Source organism: uncultured Enterovirga sp. (assembly GCF_964242715.1).
Lineage (GTDB): Bacteria > Pseudomonadota > Alphaproteobacteria > Rhizobiales > Beijerinckiaceae > Enterovirga.
In genome coordinates this window covers 40,962-64,574 of sequence record NZ_CAXTAZ010000028.1, presented here as the reverse complement: position 1 = coordinate 64,574, position 23,613 = coordinate 40,962, and the positions used below count along the sequence as shown (strand labels likewise).

The 23,613-nt window shown below is 64.1% G+C and carries 16 protein-coding genes and 1 pseudogene; 9 read left to right on the top strand and 8 right to left on the bottom strand.

From position 1 onward, the window contains the following. Positions 1-71: 71 nt before the first annotated feature. Complete coding sequence (locus ACFE87_RS14730; protein ID WP_375460397.1) at positions 72-2,027, bottom strand: helicase-related protein; 1,956 nt, start codon at positions 2,025-2,027, stop codon at positions 72-74. 487 nt (positions 2,028-2,514) lie between these two features. Here ACFE87_RS14730 and ACFE87_RS14725 point away from each other — a divergent pair, with 487 nt between their 5' ends. Next, a complete protein-coding gene (locus ACFE87_RS14725; protein ID WP_375460396.1) occupies positions 2,515-3,315 on the top strand; it encodes a right-handed parallel beta-helix repeat-containing protein in 801 nt (266 codons plus the stop codon). Positions 3,316-3,330: 15 nt separating this feature from the next. On the opposite strand, the gene ACFE87_RS14720 is transcribed toward ACFE87_RS14725, so the two are convergent. The 4 genes from ACFE87_RS14720 to ACFE87_RS14705 form a co-directional block, all read right to left on the bottom strand. Next, entirely contained in the window at positions 3,331-4,398 is a 1,068-nt protein-coding gene (locus tag ACFE87_RS14720; protein WP_375460395.1) for a hypothetical protein, read from the bottom strand. 1 nt (position 4,399) lies between these two features. Beyond that, on the bottom strand, positions 4,400-5,296 hold the full coding sequence (locus ACFE87_RS14715) for a phosphotransferase (RefSeq protein WP_375460394.1): 897 nt from the start codon (positions 5,294-5,296) through the stop codon (positions 4,400-4,402). 310 nt (positions 5,297-5,606) lie between these two features. Continuing rightward, positions 5,607-8,537 carry a hypothetical protein gene (locus tag ACFE87_RS14710; RefSeq protein WP_375460393.1) on the bottom strand — a complete coding sequence of 977 codons (2,931 nt, stop codon included), beginning with the start codon at positions 8,535-8,537 and terminating at the stop codon, positions 5,607-5,609. Positions 8,538-8,717: 180 nt separating this feature from the next. Continuing rightward, positions 8,718-9,692 (bottom strand): TylF/MycF/NovP-related O-methyltransferase, encoded by a 975-nt coding sequence (locus tag ACFE87_RS14705; RefSeq protein ID WP_375460392.1) that lies wholly within the window; start codon positions 9,690-9,692, stop codon positions 8,718-8,720. 337 nt (positions 9,693-10,029) lie between these two features. On the opposite strand from ACFE87_RS14705, the gene ACFE87_RS14700 reads away from it, so the two are divergent. After that, on the top strand, positions 10,030-11,073 hold the full coding sequence (locus tag ACFE87_RS14700) for a hypothetical protein (RefSeq protein WP_375460391.1): 1,044 nt from the start codon (positions 10,030-10,032) through the stop codon (positions 11,071-11,073). A 234-nt stretch (positions 11,074-11,307) separates the two neighbouring features. Beyond that, positions 11,308-12,642 (top strand): WavE lipopolysaccharide synthesis family protein, encoded by a 1,335-nt coding sequence (locus ACFE87_RS14695; RefSeq protein WP_375460390.1) that lies wholly within the window; start codon positions 11,308-11,310, stop codon positions 12,640-12,642. Positions 12,643-12,661: 19 nt separating this feature from the next. Here the strand turns inward: ACFE87_RS14695 and ACFE87_RS14690 are convergent, their stop codons facing one another. Together ACFE87_RS14690 and ACFE87_RS14685 are read right to left on the bottom strand one after the other, a co-directional pair. After that, positions 12,662-14,275 (bottom strand): hypothetical protein, encoded by a 1,614-nt coding sequence (locus ACFE87_RS14690; protein ID WP_375460389.1) that lies wholly within the window; start codon positions 14,273-14,275, stop codon positions 12,662-12,664. Beyond that, positions 14,272-14,679 (bottom strand): hypothetical protein, encoded by a 408-nt coding sequence (locus tag ACFE87_RS14685; RefSeq protein WP_375460388.1) that lies wholly within the window; start codon positions 14,677-14,679, stop codon positions 14,272-14,274. Before ACFE87_RS14685 ends, ACFE87_RS14690 begins: the two co-directional genes overlap by 4 nt. Before the next feature lie 533 nt (positions 14,680-15,212). Here ACFE87_RS14685 and ACFE87_RS14680 point away from each other — a divergent pair. From ACFE87_RS14680 to ACFE87_RS14670, 3 genes are read left to right on the top strand one after another with little or no spacing between them, the layout of a single operon-like run. After that, on the top strand, positions 15,213-16,367 hold the full coding sequence (locus ACFE87_RS14680) for a capsule biosynthesis protein (RefSeq protein ID WP_375460387.1): 1,155 nt from the start codon (positions 15,213-15,215) through the stop codon (positions 16,365-16,367). After that, positions 16,357-17,193 (top strand): ABC transporter permease, encoded by an 837-nt coding sequence (locus tag ACFE87_RS14675; protein WP_375460402.1) that lies wholly within the window; start codon positions 16,357-16,359, stop codon positions 17,191-17,193. Before ACFE87_RS14680 ends, ACFE87_RS14675 begins: the two co-directional genes overlap by 11 nt. Next, entirely contained in the window at positions 17,190-17,837 is a 648-nt protein-coding gene (locus tag ACFE87_RS14670; protein WP_375460386.1) for an ABC transporter ATP-binding protein, read from the top strand. The genes ACFE87_RS14675 and ACFE87_RS14670 overlap by 4 nt, the downstream gene beginning before the upstream one ends. A 152-nt stretch (positions 17,838-17,989) precedes the next feature. Here the strand turns inward: ACFE87_RS14670 and ACFE87_RS14665 are convergent. After that, positions 17,990-18,321, bottom strand: a pseudogene (locus ACFE87_RS14665) (arsenical resistance protein ArsH); the annotation flags it as partial. A gap of 377 nt (positions 18,322-18,698) precedes the next feature. Here ACFE87_RS14665 and ACFE87_RS14660 point away from each other — a divergent pair. The 3 genes from ACFE87_RS14660 (at position 18,699) to ACFE87_RS14650 (ending at position 23,586) form a co-directional block, all read left to right on the top strand. Beyond that, positions 18,699-20,087 (top strand): HlyD family efflux transporter periplasmic adaptor subunit, encoded by a 1,389-nt coding sequence (locus tag ACFE87_RS14660; RefSeq protein WP_375460385.1) that lies wholly within the window; start codon positions 18,699-18,701, stop codon positions 20,085-20,087. A gap of 322 nt (positions 20,088-20,409) precedes the next feature. Continuing rightward, positions 20,410-21,606 (top strand): hypothetical protein, encoded by a 1,197-nt coding sequence (locus tag ACFE87_RS14655; protein WP_375460401.1) that lies wholly within the window; start codon positions 20,410-20,412, stop codon positions 21,604-21,606. A gap of 3 nt (positions 21,607-21,609) precedes the next feature. Beyond that, positions 21,610-23,586: a glycosyltransferase family 2 protein gene (locus ACFE87_RS14650; RefSeq protein WP_375460384.1), complete on the top strand. Its 1,977-nt coding sequence runs from the start codon at positions 21,610-21,612 to the stop codon at positions 23,584-23,586. Positions 23,587-23,613: the final 27 nt, after the last annotated feature.

Below are 23,613 nucleotides of genomic sequence, written 5' to 3'. Positions count from 1 at the left end.
CCCCGCAACCAAACACAAAGCCCGCCCGTCCCGGTGAAAACCAGGACAGGCGGGCTTTTCGCGTTCAAGGCCTACCCGCCCCGTCCAACACCACGAAAACGACGCCCCGCCTTGCGCGTCGCGGTTTTCCGCAGATGCTGCTCGATCGCGCCATTCGCTCTCCCGCGCATGTCCCGAACGGCTTCCACATCGTCGAAGGTGTCCGGGAAACGACGCGACAGCCACAGATAGGCGCTCGCCAGTTTCACCGCACGCTCCTGGTAATCGAGTTCGCCTCCGAGGTTTGCCCTGAGTGCGGGCACGCTCAGCCCCAAGGCCCGTGCCTCGGCCCAGCCGGCCAGGACCCGGACCGAGACCTCGTCCCGGCGGTTCACCGGACAGACGGAAAAGGCGAATTTTTCCTCGATCGGCAGGCGGACGCGGTCGATCGTCCGGGCGATGTCCAGGATCTCGTCCAGCGCAGAGGACTGGAAGGGCGAGCCTGCGTAGAAGGTTGCGCGGGCGAAATGCGTCAGCACCTCGCCCAGGCTCCGGGTCCCGAGTTCGTCCGCCACGGACGTGATCGCGACGAGGTCGGGCCTGACGAAGAAGCGCGTATCCGCTGGCGGAGCGGTCGGCGCGCCGGACAAAGCCGCCTTGATCGGCGCGATGCCGTCCTCCTCGGCCGCCGCGACATAGCCGATGTCCTGATGCCCGAACCGCCCTGCCCTGCCGGCAATCTGGCGGATTTCGGAATGGGTGAGCCCGCGCTCGCGCGTCCCGTCCCATTTCCGCGTCGTGGAGAAGACGATCCGCTTCAAAGGCCCGAGATTGAGACCCATTCCGATCGCGTCCGTGGTCACCAGCAGGCCGGCCTCTCCGTTCCGGAAACGCGCCGCCTCGGCCCTTCGGACCTCGGGCGAGAGTGCCCCGTAGATGGTCGCCACGTTGTGGCCGGCCTGAACGACGACCTCTCGGATCTCATGCACGGCCCGTCGCGAGAAGGCGACGATCGCGTCGCCCGGCTCGGCGCTCTCGAGGGGGACGGGGTCGTCCATGGTGACCAACGGCGTCTTCCGCTCGAAGGTGACGACGTCGAGCGACTCGTTCGCGGCTGCCGCGGCGCGCCGGACGTAGGACAGAGCGTCCTCCGAACCGCAGACGATGACGAGCTTCGCCGGGATGCCGAAGAGCGCGTTTGTCCAGGCCCAGCCCCGATCCGGGTCGGCCAGCATCTGGATCTCGTCGATCACGGCGACCTCGAGCGGCCGCGTGAGGTCTGCCGTCTCGATCGTGCGGGAGGTGTGGCTCGGGTCGAGCTCACCCAGCACCTCCTCGCCGGTCACCATCCCGGCCCGCAGCCCGCGCTCCAGCAGGGCCTCGTAATTCTCGAGCGCCAGAAGCCGCAGCGGGGCGAGATAGACGCCGTTCGCCGCCCTGGTGAGTGCCTCGAGAGCCCGGTAGGTCTTGCCGGAATTGGTCGGGCCCATGTGGAATACGATGCGGCGCTGCAAGCGCCGGGCTGCGGTGAACTTCTCGACATAGGCTCCGAATCCGGCCTGGTCCTGCAGGCGGCGCAACTGGGAATCCTGGCGCGCCACGGTCTTCGCCCGGCCCCGTCCGGCTTTCAGGGCCTCGCTCAGGGATCGCGTGAGATTCGGGCTGTCGACGAATTGCCGTGACCGGAGCCACCGCTCCATCTGATCGACATAGGCCGGCGCGTCGGGGCCCATCTCGCGAAGGTCCATGCCTACCTGCGCCTGCAACCGCTCCACCGCCCGACGAAGCGACCGGCTCGCGTCCGCGACGACCCTCGTGACACCGGATCGAATGTCGCCGAATTGCGCGTCGGGCTCGCCCCCTTCAGCCATCGTCTCCAGCAGCCGCAGGAGCCCTGGCTCGGGCCGCTGGTCGATCCGCAGCATGAGGCGCCCGTCGTCGACCAGCGGGATCTCTACCCGGATCCACCATGAGATGGAGTCGGGCTTGGACAGGTCGGGCCTGAGCGCCGGGGCGGCCTTTCGGAGCCGCTGGATGTGACGGTCCACAAGGCCTCGTTCCGGGCCCTTGGGTCCTTCCGGCGGCCGCCTCACCGAACCAGCCCCTGTCCCGAAGCAGGCTCAGTCGCGGGACACCGTCCCGCCGCATCGATGGCCCAAGATCGTGTCATCATCTCACCGGCAGGCGGGGTCGCCTGCTACAGCAAGGGCGGCTGGTTGCAAGTGTTCCTTTGAGATCCGGTTATGATCGCGCTCGCGCCTTCGGTTCGTCGATCGCGCCTGCGAACCGAACCTCCTCGCCGCGCGGCCGTTCTCTCGCTGCATCATGCGAAAAACTGACCCAAGACCATCCCTACTGGCCGCCGCCCTGGCGAGCACCGGCGTGATCTTGTTCGCCCCGGCGACTCGGGCGTCTGCGCCGTGCAGCCGAGGAGAAATCGCGGCGGTTCTTGCTTCCCCTGACGGGGGCGATGCCATTCGCCTGACCTGCAGCCTCACGCTCGGGCCGGACCAGGCGGTCCGGAAGCGGATCATCTTGGAGGGCAGCGCGGCGAGCGGGATCGAGATCGATTGCCGCGGAGGCACGATCGGACGGAGCGACCGTCAGCCCGATCTTCCCGCCTCCACGCTGGAAATCAGGTCGGCCGCCAGAGGCTCTGCGGAAGGGCCATTGTGGGACCGGCCGACCGACATAACCATCCGGAACTGCACATTTCTCGGGCCGATCCGCATCTCGGGCATGGGCCTGAACGGCCAGGGAGAAGCCGTCAAGCAATCCTCCCGAGCCCCGGGTCACACCGAGCGGGCGCAGGAAGCCGCCCCGAGCCGCGTCACGATCGAGAATTCGGAGCTCCGCGCCTCGGGCCGCATCCCGCTCTACCTCGCCCCCGGAGTGACCGGGGTCACGATGCGAAACACCCGGGTGACGGGCATCTCGCCGTCGGTGGCCGTCTATATGGATGCGGAAAGCGCCGGCAACGCCCTCCTCGCCAACATGTTCGACATCAAGACCGGACGCGAGGTCGTCGCCCTCGACGGCTCGGCAGCGAACCGCATCATCGGCAACGTATTCAAGATCGGCTGGCGCAGCGGGATCAACCTCTACCGGAATTGCGGCGAGGGCGGCACGATCCGCCACCAGACACCGTCCGGCAACGTCATCACGGGCAACGTCTTCACCTACGGCTTTCCATTGCACCTCCCGGCCATCAACGTCGGCTCGCGGGAAGGATGGGCCCTCTACTGCCATGCCGATGCCGGCTATCCCTTCGGTAGCTCGATCGACAATGGCGACCACGCGGCCAACAACGTGGTCGAGGATAACCGCGTCGAGTGAAAGAGGTGGGTCAGGTCAGTCGGCGAGGGACAGGAACTGGTCCAGGGCGTCGTCGTTCCGGGCGAGGTTCAACGCCACCGCCGACGGGTAGGGGTTGGAGGCGGCATAATCGTTGATGAGCGTTCGGGTGCTGTGATTCACGCCGAAGATGGCCGCGTGCCAGGTCAGCCCCAAATCCCGCAAAGTTTGCTCCGTCTTCTCGCGGTAGCGTTCGGGCCGGGCAGTGACGAAGACGATCTGGGCTCCTGCCTGGATAAGGCCGCGCACGATGTCCACATTTCGGCGCAGAGGGACGTCCTGATCGTCCCACAAGGGCGGAACATACTGGCCGGCATTCCGCAACATGACCCCGTCGATATCGACGAAATAGGTCCCTTGGTGGCGCCGAAAGGCGTTCCAAGCCTCGAGGGTGCCGACATCCTGGTACCGATTTCCCTCGACGCCCCGGAAAACCGCTCCGGCCCGCATGGCTTCCAGGATAACGTGGGAGACGAACATCTCACCCGGCTTGTCGCTCGCGAGCAGCTTGTCATAGGCTTCCAGGAAGACGTGGGCCTCGTGGAAACCGTAACCGCCGACCGAGACGAAGTTGGACGAAACCGACTTCTCGATGATGCCCTCGAGGAGGCTGTGCTCATTCAGGTTGAGGAAGCTCTTGCCGGAGACGTTCCGGACGTTCGGGGTGGTCCGCAGGTCGGCGAAACACACAACGTCGCCGAAGACATTCTCGGCGGGAACGAACCAGCTGTCGCAATCCTTGATGAAGATGGGTCCTTCGACATCCGCCTGCCGGAGCATCTCGGCAACGCTTTCGGCTGGCCCCGAGGTGGGCTGATCGAAGATCACGATCTCAGGGTGCGGCCCGAGAGCCCGGCGGATCGCGGTCTCGCCCTGCAGATCATCCAGATGTTCACGCAGGCCCGCGATGACGACCCGTCTCGTTCGCCAGTCGGGCACGGTGCCGAGCGAGAGTTCGAGCATCAACTCGCCAGAAGGCGCCGTGAGCATCCATTTCGGCCGCAAGCCCGGGAAGCGGGAGGATCGTCCCGCGATCGGAAGAAGAACGGTTCCAGATTGATGCATCTCAGCGTCCCGCCACCAACGCCCGATCGAGGCCCCTGACCACGTGCCGGAACGTGATCTCGTCATGCACGTAGGGCAAGACGCGCATCGCCTGCAACACCCTGAGCTGGCTCAGTTTCGGGGCAAGCTGCGGGAACATGACGAGGATCTGGCTCCTGATCTCGTCGTAGAGATAGCGGCTCAGCATCGCCATCAATCGATCGTTGGCGGACAACTCGGCCTTCCACAGGACGCCCCTGAGGGACCAGCCGCTCTCCAGGTCCTGCAGCAGCTTCGCGACATCCAGCCAAACGGTCTCAAGGTCGCCGTCGAGGAGATCGATCAGCACGATCTCGCCCTCCTCCGTCACCAGCATATTCTCAAGCGTGAGGTCGCCGTGCGAGGCGGTGCAGGGGATGTCCGACCAATCGGCCTGGTCGAGGCTGGCGAGAGCCCTGTCCAGGATGGCTCGGTGCGACGGGTAGAATGCGCTCGCGGCGACGGCGCGCGACACGCTCTCGACCTTCGTCCGGAAGGTTGCGGCCGAGATCGTGCCTGAACGGTTTTCCGCAAGGGCGCGCACGGGCTCCAGGATTCTGCGCGCGAAATCCGAGAGCGTCGCGACGTTCTGCAGCGGTGCATAGCTTCCGAAGCTGTGACCGTTGATGAATTCCATATCAAAATAGATCAGCCCGTCCTGCAGGCCCTGCTCGATGATCCTCGGGGTCCTGATCATTTCGGAGAGGCGCTCCTGCTTCGAAAGCTGACTTTGCAGCCTTTCGTTATAAGCCTCCGACGCCGAGAACTTTCTGACGAAGTAAACATCGCCGCGCCTGCACAGGGCGACCCTGCATCCGGAATGGCCGAGTAGATGCCGGATGACTTCGATCGAGGAATCTACCGGCTGAGGAATCTGCAAAATGGATCATCCTGCCTGGAATGCCGCGCCGCGCCGCGGGACAGGGAGACCTGGGAATCGCGGTCCGCGGCCGGCGACAGCGTGGCTCGGCTTACATGCCGGCGTTTTAGCGGGAGACGTGCGTGCGGAGTCAACGCGGGCCGAGAGGGTCCGATATAGCACCCGTACCCGGTTCTCGTGAGTCTGGAGAGCGCGAGATGGCGATCGAAGCCCCTGAGACCCCTATCGGCCGGAGCGCTGCGATGCTGCCATCTTCGGCACGCTAGGATACGATGTCGACTACCCCGTCTTCGCCAGCACCTCGGCCGGACTATATCTTCTTCCACCGCCGATACAGGCGAACGACGAACTCGGTCAGCCCATCCGCCTCGATATCGACCAACGTCATGGTCCTGGCAGGGCCGTCATCCCGCGGGCGGACCACAAACGTCCTGCTCTCCTCGGAATAGCCGCTGAGGACGACAGGTCGGGTGCGTTCCGCCTTCAGCAAACCCACGAAGACGAGAAAAGGAGCAAGCCCGAGAAGCGATGCCGGCCAGCGCAGCATCGCGACCGCCGATGCGCCCTTGCGGAACAGGAAGATGTAGCTCGCTCCTTTGTCGCTTCGAGCGGCGACCACCTCTTCCGGCGCTCGGACCAGGGGCGCGCCGGAGGCCTTCAGGGCCGCATACGCGACTGCGGTCGTAGAGACGCGGCTGGACAGAAACGCCGTCGCATCCTGCATCGCCGGAGCCTGGACCGGGCGAGCGGAGGATTGCCGGTCCTGGTGCCTCAGAATGCCGCTGACCGTGTGGAGAGGGGGGTAGCCGAGGAGATAGGGAAGGTCGAACGGGATCGGCTGCAGCCCGCATCCGAGCACGGCGCGAGCAAGATGGTGCTGCGCGTTGAGGTGACCGGATTCGAGGAAGCGTGCGCTGGTCAGTTTCTCAAGGAGCGCGCCCATGACGGCGCGCGTTCCGAGAAACAGGTGGTCGTTGAGCCCCTCGCTCCAGAAGCGGTTCGGAAAGAAAACCTGGCGGTCGGCCAGGGCTTTGCCCTGAACGATCCCACCCACGATCTGGCGCAGATTGCGGGTCGAGAAGATGTCCGGCCTCATCCGGACCACCCAGCCATAGGTGTCGCCGCGCTCCGCCTCATGGCGCAGGAGGCCATCATAGGCAGCCGAGAACTGATCGAACATGGACATGCTGTCCCGGCCGAACTGCATCGCGTCCCGGGCGGCCCGCGGGTCGGAAGGCATCGCCGCCGGTCCCTCCAGCGCCGCCAGGGCCACGCTCCGGGACCCCAATGCCTCTTCGAAGCCGTCGATCTCGACGATGGCGACCGGGTTCAGGACGTCCCTCGCCAGGCTCAGGAGCCAGTGGCTTCGGTCCATCGTGAGGATGATGTCGCAATCCAGTCCGGCGAGGAAACGCCGGACATTGTAGAGATCCCGTTCGTCTTCGAAATGACCGCAGAGCAGGATCGCCGCCCGGCCCGCTTCGTGGCCGCTCGACGGACCAGGCTCATGGCGGTGGGCTGGCGCATGCGGACCAAGTGTCTTCGCGAAGTTCGTTCCCGCCGTGGCGGCGTCTGCCGCCAGACGGGCCTCGAGGAACGCGGTCGCGTCCTTCCAAACCGGCGCGGAAACCGTGCGCGATCTGGGGTCCTTCTGCTGGTTGCTAAAGGCGGAGCTCAAATCTGCGAGATCCGGATGGCCCAGCACGTAGGGGAGATCGCCAGGGATCGGCCTTAAACCGCAGGCAAGCACGGCCCAGCCCACCCGCCGCGACATGTCGACATTGGTGGCCTGCCCTTCATCGGCCGACAGACGGTCCAGCAGAGCACCCATCGCAGGCCGCAGCCCAACCAGGAGATGGTCGTTGAGCCCTTCCGCCCAAAAGCGGTTCGGGACGATGACGATGTCGCTCAGGTCGGAGACGGTCTCGGACGAATCCCAGAGAAGGTCGCGCAGGCCGCGCATCGACATGATGTCGGGCCGCATGGCGACAAGGACGCCGTAGCTGTCGGGGCGGGAGGCTTCCACCCGCAGGAAGGCTCCGTAGGCTGCCAACAGGCCGCCCAGTCTCGATCGCGATCCCTGGTCTGCCCGGTCCATCTCGACGATCGCGACGGGCTGAAGCACCCTCGTGACAAACTCGATCAGGGGGTGGCCCGTTTCGATCGCGACGACCACATCGCAATCCACGCCGGCCAGGAACCGACGGGCGTTGTAGGCGTCCTGTTCGCTCGTGAACGGACCCGAGAGCAGCACCGCCGCCCGCCCCCGCAGCAGGGGGCCTCGATGCATCGCGGCTTCGCCGAAGAAATGCGCGCTCGATGCGGTACGCTTCCGGATGTCGCCAATGACGTCGTAGAATTCGTAAGGTTCGTACCGGACGAGGCGAAAATGGCGTAGAACCTCATCCTTCGAGATGAACGCCGCGTATTCCTCCCGGGTGACGAACCGCGCCAGGTACTCGAAGATCCCGACGGCTACGAGAGGCGAATGGTAGAGCCCGTGCATCAGGGCCTGCGCGCGTGCCGCGCCAAAATGGCCGGCGAGAAACTCTTCGGCGGCGATGAAGCGGTAGGGCGCCCCATTTCGTCGGGCATATTGGAAATAGAGCTGGGACTCGAAAAGTTGGCGAGGCCGAAAGGCCCAACCCACGCCGTGCACCTCCTTCAACTCGGCCAGCAACCCTCGCACAAGGTCGCTCGAGAAGAGCCAGTTGAGGGATTCGAAATACCAAAAGGGCTGCTGGCGCCCGCTCAGGAAGTTGACTTCGTGATTGACATCCTTGGCGAGCCCGCGCGGCATGTCTCCCCAAGGCCGTTCGGTGAAGAAGACCGTGGTCTCCGGAAGTCCCCCCGCAAAAATAGGGTTCAGGTCGCGCACGACGCGCGACTCGCTATCGATCAGCAGCACGTTCCCCTGCAGCTTCGCGATCGCCAGGAATTTCTTGAGGGTCTGGTAGCGGTAGCGGTCGACGAGCTTCAGCAGCTTGGCGCCACTGATCGCCACGCCGGTATATTCCTTCACGAGATCCTCGATGAGGAAGACACGGCACCGCAGCCGTTCGACCGCGTCGCGGAACAGCTCGACCTCCTCGGCGGAGATCACGATGACGATGTCGATCGGAGTGGATTCGGTCGCCCGGATGGTCTCGAAGAGCGCGGTCGCTTCCTCGAGATGTCCTGACCAGGTCGGCGTCAGGACGGTGCAGGTCGGCGGAGCAACCGCGCTCTGAAGCTGATTCAACAATAAACCCAGGTCTCGTTTAGACGGCTCGGCGGGAGCCCTAGCTCAGCAAGGGTCGCCCAGCAACCCGGCGCGAACCCAAGTCCGGCCGCAGCCGATAACGACGATTCGCGCCGTCAGTTCGGCGCACCCAGAAAGCGTGGCGATGGAGGCCAGATGTGAGCGGGACGGGGAAAAGATCTAGCCTCCACCCTCCTTCTTCAGCAACCAATACTGGCCGCTAGCCATATAGATGCCGGTGAACTGCTTACCCAAGTTCGTCGCCTTGAAATCCTCAAGGGCTACCTTCGCGCCGATGAGGCCTGGCGTGTGGCCGACATCTTCGAGAATGATGATCCCGCCTGGCAGCATCCGGGGAGCACACTTTTCAAGGCCGGCCAAAATACCCTCGTAGATGTCCACGTCGATATTGATGACGGCGATCCGTCCAACGCTCTCCGGTATCTGGTCGGTGATGATGTTACGCCGCTCGACCGTGACGTTGAGCAAGTCGCTCCTGAATCGCGTCAGCCGGTTAGCGACAGCGTCCATCCCTTCTGTCTTGTGCGTGCCGAACCAGATCGCGTCCGCGCTTTCCTTTGCGGCCTCATAGTCGAAGCCTTCGAACACGTCGAAGAAGAAACAATTCCGCTTCATCTTGGCAGCCTGCATGTAACACAAGGCCGCCCCGCCACTGCTTCCCCGAAACGTTCCGACTTCTACGTAGGATCCATCGAGGTGCTTGGTGATTTCAATGGCCTGTGCCAAGTTGTCGAAATCGCCCATGTCCCAGTACGTATAACCATGATCCCGCTGGTACATTGACTCTTCGTGGGCAGCTTTTCTCCACACGAAGTTGTGGTGATGGTACGAAGCTAGGCCAACGACGACCGGAACATACTTGCCCCCGGCAGCAACAATGTCGCGGACAGCTTTCTCGGCTATCTCGTCGTTGTCCATGGCGAGAAGAAACAGGGAACCGGCTGCTTCGCCAGCAATCCGGTGCTTGTCGTCTGGATACGTCAGGACAGATGGACCGCGGTAAGCCACCCATCCGTCGGTCACAACGATCAACTTCTTGTCGGGGTGCTTCTGCCAAAGGTCAGTAGCGGCGGCCCGGATCATGTCGGCCGTGAAACGGGCGTTGTTATAACCGCCCTCTCCGTTGAATCTCATAGACCTGCTCCGCCCATCGATCGCCGGTCGCAGGTCGTGGCTCACTGGTCGAGCCTCACTCGCAGAACCGTTAGGGACATACATTCGACCGTCGCGCACGAGTATCACTCGGTGACGGCCAGGGCGGGCGGGATACGACGGTTCGAGACAGGGGTCAAACTTCGGAACGCCCCAAGCGGCCCGCTAGCCGCGAGCTGCTGCCTGCGGTCACGTTTGTGACCCTCTCACCTCCGTGCTAGGAGGACCCCATGCTGCACGCTCCGGCTTCATGGCCACGGCACCATGTGCCGTGGCGTTGCTTCTATGCCGTGGAGCGTCGGGAAGACCCGCGATGATCGTGGTCGTGTTCGGCCTTCAGGGCTTCTTGACGGACTGGTGCTGCGATTTGACGGCAGCTCTGATCGGGTCCCAAGGGCGGCCCCCTGAGATAGCCAAGCTGAACTCGATCGAGGATTTCGCGGTGCAGTTGCTCGCGAATCCAGCGGACCTGATCGTCCGGTCGACATGGCCCGATCCCATCCTCCTGAACGCGGTCCGACGCGCCGGAACGGCTTGCGTGTTCGCCCATGACCAGCCGCTGAGGTCGGCATACTTTCGGATGCCTCGGTTCGGTGAGGGATATCTGAACGCCATCCGGGGTGTGATGGCCGAGAGTGTTGCCTTGCGCGGAGTCACGATGCCGGACGTCGTTCACGTCCGAAGAGAGGAGGTCGTCGCAGATCCGGTCGCCGAGATCGCCCGCATTGCGCGTGCTCTCGGATTGCGCGATCTCGGCGAGAAGGCCGGCATGCTGCACCAACACTGCAAACCGGCCTTCTCCTACCTGGAGCAATCTCCGGCCGAGATGATCGGGCAAAGCGAGGAGGGCGCGCCGAAGCCAGTCGTGTCATCGCAGGAGCGGGCCGTGCTGGAGGCCGCGCTCGGGCGACTCGGCACTTTTGGAGAAGAGGATCAGACCCGCCTCCTGCTGACCAAAGATTTCTTCAATTTCGAGGGCGCGCCGATCGGTGATGGCCGCATCGATGCAACGGGTCGGGCTCGGCTGCTCGTGCAGGGTCCTCACATTTTCCTTGCGGCGGGCGCCTGGAAAGCTCGGTCAGTCCATCGGTTCTCATCTGACCTTGCCGGATCGCCTTTCACGATCGACGCGGTGTCGTGGGTCGGCACGACGCCCCACGACCTTGCCCGAACCACATTCACCGTGCCAAGTTCGGGCGGCGTGGTCGAAACTCTTCTGAATTTCGCAGTAACGAACCCGCAAGGCATGATCGAGATGAGGCTTTTTGCCGATCGCGCAGTCTTTGGTGGTGAGATCTCCCTCGGCTACGTCGACGTGACCCGGAACCACTTGCGAGATCCCATTCTCGACACGGTTGCCTGACGAACACGAACCATGATCCGTCGGTCGGCCAGGACTCCCGCCCACAATCGCCGTCCGGCTCTCCTCGAACGCCCGAGGGAACCCGTCCCGCGAAGGCCCGCGGGCCAGGTACCCGCAAAGGTCTAACAGGGAGACGCCTTGTGCCGCCAAAGTTCGGCCTGTTACACTACGGTGTCGCGGGCACATGCCCAGTCCAGCACGGCAACTTCTCTCTCGTAGCTTCAGGATGTCACCTTGGTCGATGTCGATTGCGCGTCCTGGATAGCATCCCTGGACAAAGTCGGCGGTTTGTCCATCGTCATCCAGGGCAGCTTGTACGACTGGAACATCGTCGAAACGGCGAACCATTGCCTGCATTGGCGGACATTGTTTCCGCATGCGCAAATCTTGTTATCTATCGCGGTGACCGACGTGGTCACGGGCGATCGTGATCCGCGGGGCGTGCTGACGGGATTGAGCCTGTCGCCCGCTCGTCGGCCCGACGGGTTGCTGCATTCCGCCCTCCGCCAGATCGAGAACGCCTGCGACGAGGTAATCCTCTCTGTGGGCGCCCTCCCCCTTCCGCCGATCAAGTTCGACAACAAGACGAACAACATTAATCTGATGATCGTGGCCGCCCAGGCCGGGCTAGCTCGTGCGACAGGCGCATACACGCTTCGCGTTCGGAACGATCTCTTCTTTCAGGACCGAGAGTTCCTGACTTTCTACCACGAGAATGTCGATCGGCCGCGGGCTGGCCCGAATGCCGTGGCGCAGCGCGTCATGATTTCGCAATTCTTCACGCTGAACCCCTTCACGCTGGAGCGTCTTCCGTTCCACTTCAGCGATTGGTTCCACTTCGGTCTGACGGCCGATATCCGGGCGATGTGGGACATAGGTTTCATGTCCCTATCAGATGCTACCTACTATCTCGCCCATGATCACGCCCCAGGCTCGAACGTCTACGAGCGGCGTGTCCGCGTCAGGATCGCCGTCGAGCAACACGTCGCTTTCAGTTTTCTGAGGGCGAAGTTTCCCGACATCCGCCTCGACTATCACAACGACTGGACGTCGCGGGAACGCTCGATGCGTATTCTCCTCGATGATTTTCTCGTCTGCGACATGGTGCGATGCAAGGTGATCATCGAGAAGTATGATCGTGCCTTCAGCGACCCTCGCATCGATCTGCAATGCATCTCCTACACCGAATGGCTGCGTCTCACCCTGATGACGAGGGACACACGCTTTGCGGACGTCTTCTCGAAACAGGCGCGTTATGCCCAAGTCCACCTGCTGATCCGCGAAGAGCCGGGCTTGCGTTGGCTAAAGCTCACGATCAACGCCGGAAAATTCTTGCTCGGCCAAGCCCGGCGCCTGTTCGATCCCGTGCGGCGTCTCATGGCCACGGCCGGGCTGCGCGCGATGGATACGCCTCTACCCGGCGATACCCGGAACGAGCGGACCCCTCGTCCATCGCGGGCGCATACCAGGAGGCTCGCCCCGAAGCCGCCTCAGGCAACACAGGCGACACAGGCGACACAGGTGACGCCTTCCGGCCTCAAGCTCCGCTCGTCCAGAGGGGCGCCGTAGCGACCCGGAACGAGGGGGCTCAGGCCGCCGCGTGAGCGAGCTTCGCCATCCTGAGGCCGTTGGCCAGGATGGCCAATTGCACGTTGCGCTGGCCCTCGTGCAGCGGGAGCATGGACAGGAACAGGAGGGCCACCAGCGCCAGGGTTTCGGCGCTGCCGCACCCATACCGGCCTATGCGGGTCTCGGAATATTCGGCGACGAAGCGCTCGCGTTCCGGATCGTGGCCGAAATCGATTGCGATGTGGTAGCGACCGTCATAGCGAAGCTCGTACCGGCCAGCCATGAGTAGGTCGTACATCCCGACGGTGGAATGGGTCAGCTTGGCGATGTCGTAGCGCGCGTCCCCGAACATCGTCATCGATCCATCGGACAACATACCCCGCGGATCGACGACCTTCACCCGCTGCGAGCGGAAATCGAAGAAGATGTTCGCGAAATGAAAGTCGCCATGCCAGAGGCAGATGTCGTCTTCTCTGGTCGGCGCAACGAGCGCGATCAGGCTCTCCGCCGTGTCCTTGAGAGAGGGCATGTCGGTGCCGTCGAACATCCATCGCTGATCGAGCGAAAGCCCGGCCGATTGCGCGAATTGCGCCAGGCGCTTGAAGGTCTTACCGAGGATCATGTCCTCGAAGAAGCGGCCGGGATAGTCGGGCAGGGTCTCGTACGAAGAAGGCTTTGCGAGATGGCACAATTCCAGGAAGGTCTTGCAGCTCGCCAGGATGTTTCCCCAGGACTGCGAGGGAAGCGACGCGAAACAATAGAGTTCGGACAGAAGGGGAAGGTAGAGATACTCGGTTTCGTAGGCGACCTCGGGCTGACGGTGCAGGTCGATGAAATGCGGGACAAAGGGACGGAAACGCGGAGGCAGGTTCTGGAACCAGGCGGCTTCGGCAAAGATCTTCCGGGCCGGCGTGCCGGCCTTTCGGACCGATAATCCGTCGCCGACGACACGGTTGAAGTCCCGGGCGGCGAACTGTGTGCAACGCGATCGGTGATAGGTGTGGAGATGGCCGAAATCGAGCCACCGTATCGTCTCGACCGGTTCCAGGGGCCGGTCCGAGGCATATCCGTTCAGCACGTCGACGAAATCGTCCGCCTCGCCCGCGTGCCGCCGCAACAGGGCCGAATCGGCGAAATCGAAGAAGCCGGCCACGACCGTCCGGGATTGCCCGCCGGTTCCGACACTCTGCTGGAAACGCACGGCGCCATCCAGGATGTCGAAATCCGCCCACATCGCTAGATGCTGGGTCGTTCCGGTCGCGAAGGTGTCCGGTCGCGAGCCGGGCTCCGGATAGGTGACGAGCGTATCTCCGAAAAGGAGAAGAAGCCGTCCCGAATGCCCCAGCGTCTTCAGCGCATTCGCGATGCCCGCCGGCAGGGTCTGGGTGTCATCCATGGGAAGCACCTTCACGGCATCCTGCGCCAGGCGGCTCGCATCGAAGCTCGGAACGGCGAAGTCGGAGGGAAGCGTCAGGGCGATGTTGGTCGTGAGCGTGCGGGCGAACGCGACCTGCGTCTCGAGGAGGCGTTCCGTGCCGTTGGGCAGGAAACTCGGCGGAAGGCGGCCGAATTCGGACACGAGTTCCGGGCCGACATAGCGTCCGCTCAGAATGAGGAAGAGCGGATCGCTCATCCGCCCACGCGTTCCCTGTGGATTAGGGATACAATCTCGTCGTAGCTCAACGTCACGAACTCGGACGGCCGTATGGCCCGGTCGTCGATGTAGAATCCCTCGAACCCGCACCATGGCTTGCCGACAACGATCTCGTCATAGGGGACGTCGTGTTCGGCTAGCCAGTCCAGGACGATGGGCAGCGTGTGCTGGCGGATGGCCGCTACGTCCCCTGCAAAGGTCCGCATGTTCCGGCTGGTATGGATGACGATCTCGAAACCGAGCGAGCGGTAGTGGCGCAGTTGCCGGATGACCTCAGTCGCGGGTTTCGCATGCCTGTATCTCAGCGAGGGATCCTGCGCCTGATCCTGGTCGCCCTCGGGCATACAGAGTGTGTGGTCGAGGTCGACGATGAGACGCTTCATGGACGGGCGGCACCCAGGCGGGACGGAAGGCCATAGACCGGCTGAAGCTCGCATGTCTGCTCCGGCCCTGGTTTCACCGACTAGTGGCTGCGCGCGACAGCACCGTCAACGCAGGTGACGGTCGCTGGACGGACCCGTGCGAAGGCGATCGAGACCGGCGGTTCGACGGCATCGCCTGCCTGTCATGTGGCGGACGCACGATCCGGACGGCCTTCGCTTCGGGGTTCGCGGTGCGCTTGCCCGTGCTACGCTGTCGCTGGATTGGAGGCGGCACCGTCTGCGCCGCCTCGTCGCGCCCATAAGGTGGACCGAGTCTGCTAAGTGGGTCATCAAAGGGCCGAATTCCTTGCAGACACGTGACGGGACGGAGTGACGATCCTGTCCCCGAGCGTGCGAGCTGGCGCGGGATGACGGGCGGAGCGGAAGCAGGACGACACATGGCAGAGACTGACGTGAGCACGCGCTTGCGGCATGGTGCGTTGGAGCCTGTGGTGGAGGCGCGCCCGCTGTCGCCCTTCGGGAAGGCTCGTCGGTTGATCCAAGGTCGCGCGCGGACGGCGCTGGTCGCCGGGCGTGCGCCCGCACCCACGGCCCGGAAGCTCCGGTTCGGCAAGCGGGGCATGTTTCTGATGCTCGTGGCGCTGCCGACGGCGCTGACCGCGCTCTACCTCTTCCTGATCGCCTCCAATCAGTTCATCTCGGAAACGCGCTTCGTCGTGCGGAGCGCACAGAAGCAGGGCATGTCGGGCCTTGGCGCCATCCTCCAGGGCAGCGGGCTTGGCGGAGGGCGCGACGATTCCTTTTCCGTCATCGATTTCATCAAGTCGCGCGATGCCCTGCGCGAAGTCGACGAGAAGATCGGCTTTCGGGAAATGGTCAGCCGCTCCTCCGCAGACTTCCTGGCACGCTTCCCGGCCTTCTATGCCGGCGATAGCTTCGAGGAACTCTACGAGCATTACCAGGGGATTGTGAACGTCGTTCACGATCCGAGCACCGGCATCGACACCCTGAAGGTCCGCTCCTTCGAGGCCGGCGATTCGCGCCGGCTGGCCGAGGCGCTGCTGCAGGCGAGCGAGCGCCTGGTGAACCGGATGAATGAGCGAGCGCTCGGCGACGCCGTCGCCCTTGCAGCCCGGGAAATCAAGACGGCGGAGCAGCGATCTGCGGCCGCGCAGAAAGCTCTCACCACCTATCGCATCGCGGTCGGCCTCGTGGACATGGGGTCTACAGCAAGGACCTATGTCGAGTTGGTGAGCGGCATGTCGCGGGAGTTGGCCGCGACCAGGGCACAGCTGTCCCAGATGGTCGCGGCCTCGCCGGGTAATCCCGGGATCCAGTCCCTTCGGGACCGGGCGACGGCTCTCGAACAGCAGATTGCGATTGAACGGAGCAAGCTTCTCGGCAATGACGGCTCGCTCGTCGGCACCTTCGCCGAATTCGAGCGGCTGACCCTTGAGGCGGAATTCGCCGCCAAGGCGCTCACCGCGACGAATGCGATGCTGGAGACCGCCCGTATCGACGCGATGCGGAAGCAGCTCTACCTGGAGCGCGTCGTTGAGCCCAATCTGGCCGACCTCTCGCGCTATCCGCGCCGATTCCTCGCAACCTTCACCGTGTTCGGCACCACCTTCCTGGCCTATTCCATCCTGTGGCTGGTCATCGTGAATGCGCGTGAGCATGCCAGCTGACGCGGCCGCTCCCGAGGTGCTGGTGACGGTGCGGGAAGCACCGCAATCCTCGCTCCTCGCCGATCTTCGAAACCAGGTCCGGATCACCGGCGCCCTGATCCTGCGGGAGATCTACACCCGCTTTGGTCGCGAGAATCTCGGCTTCGCCTGGATCATCATCGAGCCGGCTCTGTTCTGCCTCTCCGTCATCCTGCTCTGGTCGGTGATCCAGCATTCCGGACATTCCGAGACGCCGATCGTGCCGTTCCTGATGACCGGCTACATGCCCCTGCTGATGTATCGCCACATGGTCATGCGGACGATGCGGTGCATGCAGGCGAACTCCGCCCTTCTGTATCACAGGCACATCACCATCCTCTCGCTTTATGCGGCTCGGATCGTCGTCGAAATACTGGGGACGTCGGCCGCCTTCGGTTTCTGCCTGATCGTGTTCTATTTCGCCGGATACGTTGAAATACCGGACAGTCCCGGCTTGATGCTGGGCGGATGGCTCCTCTACGCGTGGTATTCTGCCGCGACGGCTCTGCTGGTCGGGGCCTTGTCGGAGCGGTCCGAACTGGTCGAGAAGATCTGGAGCCCGATCAGCTACATCATGATCCCGCTCTCCGGAACCTTCTACATGGTCTATTGGATTCCTGATCAGTTCCGCGAGATCATCCTCTGGATGCCCCCGGTCAATGGCGTGGAGATGATCCGCGGCGGCTATTTCGGGCCAGGCGTTCCAACCTTTTATTCGGCGAGCTATTTCGCCTATGTGAGCGCAGTGCTCACGGCGATGGCCTTGTTTTTGACCAAAGACGCGCGGAAGTTCGTTGAAGTCGAATGATACGCGGGACTTCCATCGTTAAGGACTACCGCGTCGGACACCAGACGAAGCGCGTTCTGGACCATGTGAATTTCGAGGTCCGTCAGGGTGAGCGGCTGGCCGTGCTGGGCCGGAACGGGGCCGGCAAGTCGACCCTCGTCCGCATCATCGGGGGTGTCGAGCGCCCGACGAGCGGCCGTATCGACCGACAGATGTCGATGTCATGGCCCCTCGGTTTGGCGGGTGGCTTTCAGGGAAGCCTGACGGGCTACGACAACGTCAAGTTCATTGCCCGCGTCTATGACAAGGCATTCGCGGAGATCAAGGAATTCGTCGAGGATTTCTCCGAACTCGGGAACCACCTGAAAGCGCCCGTCCGGACCTATTCCTCCGGTATGCGGGCGCGGCTAGCCTTCGGCTTGTCGCTCGCGATCGACTTCGATTGCTATCTCGTCGACGAGGTCATCTTCGTCGGTGACCAGAAATTCCATGCTCGCTGCCGCTACGAGATCTTCGAGAAGCGGCCGGATCGTGCCCTTCTCCTGGTTTCGCACGATTTTGGCATCATCAAGGAATATTGCAACGGCGCCATGGTTCTTCACCAGGGCCGCGCCAAAACGTTCTTCGACGTGCAACTCGGCATCGACATTTATGCTGGCTTGTAGGCGGGCCGGAGCGAGGCTGAACGGGTTGGTTTTTCGCCCGGCTTTCCGCACGAGAGTCATGCTGTGATGGTGTTCAGGCCGGACCACACGCCGCCGGTGACGCCGGCTTTCGAAACGGCTCGCGAGCCGGAGCCTCGGACCACGTCAGATAGCCGAAGGCGGACGCGGGCCGCCAACTTCTCCGCATCTTCCTTCCGTTCGCTGTAGCGGTCCGTCAGATAGCCGGATTCCCGGCGCGTCAGGAGCGTGAACTTCACCAGTTTTTCCATCAGGTCCACCACACGATCGCAATAGAGCGAAGGCCTCATACGGCCCGTATCGTCGAACTGCTCAAAGGCTTAGGCGACGGAGGAGTGGCTCGGGATCGTGATCATCCGCATCTCCGGCCGAGGACTTGGTCACGGCGTTGAAGCATCGAACCGCTGCTCACCCTGCATGACGGGGTCGCGCCCTGGATCGGCGAAATTCTGCCGATATCGAGCGGTGCCAGGCATGGTGGCCGGGGGAAGCCAACTCCCGCCGACTAGACTTTCGGCCGCCAGACAGCCGAACGCCGCCCTAAGATGGCGCCCTAGGTAGAACTTGCTGCAGTGCAGCGAGCAGCAGCAAGCTCCGGAGGGAAAACCGGCCGCTAACCGAATTTCCCTAGCCGCTTCGTACCAAGTCAGACATTAGCTTAGAAATGAGAGCGTTAACAAACCCTTAATGGGTGGCTTCCGCGAGCCCGTGGCGCATTTGCAGTCCGCTGCTCAGAACAACATCACATTTGAGGCAACCTCTCCCTCGCTCATCGTTTGCTGCGGTGCACAATGACGATCTCGGGCCGACGGACTCGGCCGTGACTGTCGCGAGGAGACTCGAATGAACGCCTCAAACCGCGTCCAGCAGCCCGGCTCTCAATGGGCCGGGCACCAGGGCCTAGTTCGCGTGTCGAGCTATTCCGTCGCCAGCGTCCTGGCGGTGCTGATGCTCTCGGCGGTCGTACCACCTCTCGTGGCGGACCAGTCGGACCGTGCCGTCGTGAACGCGCCGGTCGCCCTGCTCACGGCGCCTGTCGCGGGAGACGTGGACACGATCTCCGTCAAACCTGGCCAGGAGGTCGGTCGGGGGGAGACCATCGCTCGCATCTCCAACTCACGAGTCGACAGATCGACCCTGATCACCCTCGAAGGCAAGGCAGCGGAGACGCGGGGCAAGGGTCTCGCAGCCGCGAGCAAGCGGGAATCGAATACGGCGTATCTCGCGGCCTTGGACAAGTCGATCCAGGAACAATCCAGCCAACTCGCAACCATCTTCCGGCAGCAGATCGTGGAGCTGCAGTCGAGGGTGGCTGCGTCCGTCTCGTCCGGACAGGAGAAGAAGTCGGTCCTGGACCGACAGGCCACGATGGTCGCGCGCAACGTCGCGAGCACCGAGATGCTGAAACCGACCGAGCAACAGCTCGCCGGCGCGCTCCATCAGCAGGATGCCCAGACCGCCAAGCTTCGCCAGAAGGTCACGCAATATGAGGGCCTTCTCAAGGGCGTGTTCGTCGGGGACGAGCTGGTCGGTCTTGCCACGCTTTCGCAGAAACGGCGCGACATCGAATTCGACACGCAGCGGCTCGCGATCGAGCAGACGGAACTTGAGGCGAGCCTGCGCGACCAGCAGAACCTGTTGAATGCCGAACGCGAGCGCCTTCTCAGCATGACGGCCGCGGCCGTCGAAACGCCGATGGTCGGCGAAATCCTGAATGTTGGGGCGGCCGAGGGCCGCCACGTGAGCGCCGGCGACACCCTCGCGACCCTCGTCGATTGCGACCGGACCGTCGTCGTGTCCATCTTCTCCTACCGACAGGCCCAGAGCCTGAGGGTCGGCAGCCGCGTGGAGATCAGCGGCGGAGACCTGCTGCCCGGTCAGCTCGGAACCGTGAAGGAAATCCTCCCCAAGGCCGGGGACAAGGTCGACGACCTGTACGCCATTCCGTTCCCGCAGACGGAGCGGCGCGAATTATACGTGCTGGTCGCGCCTGACGAGGGCCCGGGCGGGCGCAGGCTGCTCTCCGCCGACCGGGCCAAGGGCGGAACGGCCTGCAATGTCGGGCAATGGGTGACCATCTCGCGCGCCAATGGCTGGGTGCCGTCGGTCTCGGTCGTTTGGAGAAATCTCCAGGATCGGCTGGCAGGCATCATCTCGGCCCCGTTCACCCCCGGGCCTGCCAATGCCCGTTCCTTGCCGGACGCGGAGCCGCCGCAGACCGGTACGCTCTGATGTTCGTGGCCAGGAGCAGATCAGGTCCGGCGGCGGACGGCTTCAGCTGCCAGGCCTGCGGGAGCGCGTCGATCTCCGTCCCGGCAACGCTCCATCCCGATGCTCTCGTGTCCTGCGGACGCTGCGGATGGTTCGTGGCGACCTGGTCGAACTTCTGCGAGGAGGTCGATCATATCGTGTCCGGCACCTCGCCGAGGCTCGGATCAGTCGCCGAGATCGGGATGTCCCAGCAGTGATGGGCTGGAACCTGCGCGCCGGGCAGGCGGACAGGGCCCGGCCGCGTCGCCGGTGGACCTGGGGCGTTGCGGCGCTCGGGCTGTCGCTGGCGTCGGGTTCGGCGGCGGCCTCCGATGGTCCATTCGCGAAGTCCCTGTGCCAAAGTCTGGCCTCGGCCGTCGACGCATCCGCGCCGGCAGGCCGGCCCGGGTTCGTCGTAAGCTACCGGCCCGGTCCTCGCGAAAGCGACGTGCCACAGGCTCTGCGGTCCTCCGCCTTCGTCTATGACAATGCGCTGGCCGCCGTGGCTCTCGTCGCGTGCGGCGAGACCGAGAGGGCGAAGCAGATCGGAGACGCTCTCTTGCGCGCCGCCGCGACCGATCGGACCTTCCAGGACGGCCGGATCCGCAACGCGTACAGGACCGGCCCACTCCCGGACGGCGGAAAGGCGCTCCTGCCCGGTTGGTGGGACGCGGATGCCGGGCTCTGGGCCGAGGACGCCTACCAGGATGGTACCTCGACGGGCAACGTCGCCTGGGCAGCGCTCGCCTTGCTCAATCTCCACCAGGTCACCCAGGACCGCCGCTACCTCGCCGGCGCCGGCTCATTGATGCGTTGGATCGACGAGAATGCTCGCGACGCGGGCAAGATCGGGTTCACGGGAGGGCGCGACGGCTTCGACCAGGCGCAGGCGAAACTCACCTGGGCCTCGACGGAACACAACGTCGATATCGCGGCTGCCGCGGAGTGGTTGTCGCGCGTCGCTCCCAACCCTGCTCTCGCCGGAATGGCGCACTCGGCGCGTCGCTTCGTGAAGCGGGCCTTCCTGCACGGCGAGGGCTGTTTCGTTCTCGGGACGACGCCCGAAGGCGTCGGCGCCGACCACACGCACCTTGCCCTCGACACTCAGCTCTGGCCGCTGCTTCTCACCGACGCGCCGGCCGCCTGGCGGCCTGCGCTCACCTGCGCCGAGCAGCGGCTCGGCGTCCAGGGCGGGTTCGACTTCGACAACGACAAGGACGGGTTGTGGGTGGAGGGCACCGGGCAGGCGGCACTGCTCTATCGCGTCCTCGGCGACCACGATCGATCGGAGCGGCTCCTGCACGGCCTGCAGCAGGACCAGTCTCCATCGGGGTGGCTTTTCGCGACCCGGGGCGAGCGACTGACGACCGGCCTCAAGATCGGGCCGCACAGCACCGTCCCGGACTTCTTCTATTTCCGCCGGCCCCATCTCGGCGCCACAGCTTGGGCCGTCCTGGCTGCCACGGGCTGGAACCCCTTCACGGGCCGGAAGACGAGCTGACCCATGTTCGCCTCACCAGCCGACGTCTTCTCCGTGCTGGGCTTCGACCTCGGCATCGTGCTCGGATTCTTCGCTCTCGCCGGTCTCCTGAAGCCGGAGCGCGCGTTCGACCGGGCGCTTTTCGGCTCGCTCACGGCTGCCCTGATCGTCACCTATGCGGCGTGGCGCTGGCACGACACGCTGCCGCGGCTCGAGCCGACCCTGGAATCGCTGTGGCCCTACGTCTTCTTCGTCTTCGAAGCCATCGCGATCACCTACACGCTGCTGTCCATCGTGATCCTGTTCCGCCGCTCGGACAGGAGTGCCGAAGCGGACCGGTCCGAGCGGCGCCTCACCGAGGCCGGGTTCTGGCCGGCCGTCGACGTGTTCATCTGCACGTATAACGAGCCGCTCGACGTCATCGAGAAGTCGATCCTCCCGGCTCTCGCCATGGATTACGGACCCAAGACGATCTGGGTCCTCGACGACACGCGCCGAGGATGGCTGAAGGACTATTGCGAGGAGGTCGGTGCCCGCTACGTGACCCGGGCGGACAACAAGGGGGCCAAGGCGGGCAACCTCAATAACGGGCTCGCTACCTCTGCCGCGGAAGGCGGAGGCGCACCCTTGATCCTGGTGCTCGACGCCGACTTCGCGCCGCAGCCCAATCTGCTCAAGAGGATGGTCGGGTTCTTCTCCGATCCGTCGGTCGCCGTCGTGCAATCCCCACAGTTCTTCTACAACGCCGACCCGATCCAGCATAACCTTCACGCCACCCAGAGCTGGGTGGACGACCAGCGCATCTTCTTCGACATCTTTCAGCCGGCCAAGGACGCCTGGGACTGCGCCTTCTGCGTTGGCACGTCCTTCGTCGTCCGGCGCGATCGCCTGAACGAGATGGGCGGCTTTCCGCACGAGGCGATCTGCGAGGACCTGAACCTCACCAATTCCCTCATGCGAGGCGGCTACAAGACGCGCTGGCTCAACGAGCGGCTCAGCGTCGGCCTGTCGGCGGAAGGGCTGCCCGAATACGTTTCCCAGCGGACCCGCTGGTGCCTGGGTACGATGCAGGTGGCCCTGTTGAAAGCCGGACCGATGCGGGGCCCGGGTTATACGCTGATCCAGCGGGTTCAGTTCTTCCATGGCGTGCTGAACTGGCTCTGCAAGCCGTTCATCGTCCTCATGCTCATCGCCCCGGCCCTGTATTGGTTCGCCGGACTGCCGGCCTTCCATGCCGATTATCTCTCCTTCCTGCGCTACGGCCTCCCGACGCTGCTGGCTCTGTGGAGCTACAACGGTTGGGTTTCGCGTTCGCGGACCTTGCCGCTCTTCATGGAGGTGACGCACACGATCACGGCGCTGGCCGTCAGCATCACGCTGCTCACGGCGCTGGTTCGTCCTTTCGGCCGGCCCTTCAAGGTGACGGACAAGGGCGGCGACCGGTCCCAGACGATCGTCCGCTGGCGGATGGCGGCCTTGTTCGGGGGGATGTCCCTCCTGTCCGCCGGCAGCATCGCGTGGGCCTATATCGGGCCCTATGCGGCCTCCGAGGTGTCGCCGCTCGACTATTTCAACCTGGTCTGGGCCGGCGTTTCGATGCTGCTCACCTTCGTGGCCTTCCTGGTCTGCTTCGAGCTGCCCCGCCACGAGACCTCCTTCGCCATGCGGGTGCCGGTCCGCGTTCGACTGGGCTCCTTGTCCACGGACGCGACCCTTGCCGAGTTGTCGCTCGGTCGCGCGTCGGTGAACCTCTCCTCGCGCGTCCCGCTCCTCGACCCGGACGCCCCATGGATGATCGACCTGCCGAGCGTCGGATGGGTGTCGGCCGCAGCGGATGGCGGCTCAGGTCCCTCCGTCGACCTCAAGCTGATGATGACCACGGAACAGCGACGGCAGCTTCTGGTCTTCCTGTTCTCGCAGCCGATGCCCGGCATCGCCGCGAGCGCCAACATGGCCGGTGCGCTGCAAGGCCTGTTTCGGCGCGCTTTCCTCGCGAGCTAGCGGCAAGGCGGTCCCGATGGCGGCGGC

Bases quoted from the DNA above. Each gene is read 5' to 3' on its own strand.
- ACFE87_RS14720 (WP_375460395.1), bottom strand. From the start codon at position 4,398: ATGCATCAATCTGGAACCGTTCTTCTTCCGATCGCGGGACGATCCTCC.
- ACFE87_RS14690 (WP_375460389.1), bottom strand. From the start codon at position 14,275: ATGAGCGATCCGCTCTTCCTCATTCTGAGCGGACGCTATGTCGGCCCG.
- ACFE87_RS14675 (WP_375460402.1), top strand. From the start codon at position 16,357: ATGCCAGCTGACGCGGCCGCTCCCGAGGTGCTGGTGACGGTGCGGGAA.
- ACFE87_RS14705 (WP_375460392.1), bottom strand. From the start codon at position 9,692: ATGAGATTCAACGGAGAGGGCGGTTATAACAACGCCCGTTTCACGGCC.
- ACFE87_RS14685 (WP_375460388.1), bottom strand. From the start codon at position 14,679: ATGAAGCGTCTCATCGTCGACCTCGACCACACACTCTGTATGCCCGAG.
- ACFE87_RS14660 (WP_375460385.1), top strand. From the start codon at position 18,699: ATGAACGCCTCAAACCGCGTCCAGCAGCCCGGCTCTCAATGGGCCGGG.
- ACFE87_RS14670 (WP_375460386.1), top strand. From the start codon at position 17,190: ATGATACGCGGGACTTCCATCGTTAAGGACTACCGCGTCGGACACCAG.
- ACFE87_RS14650 (WP_375460384.1), top strand. From the start codon at position 21,610: ATGTTCGCCTCACCAGCCGACGTCTTCTCCGTGCTGGGCTTCGACCTC.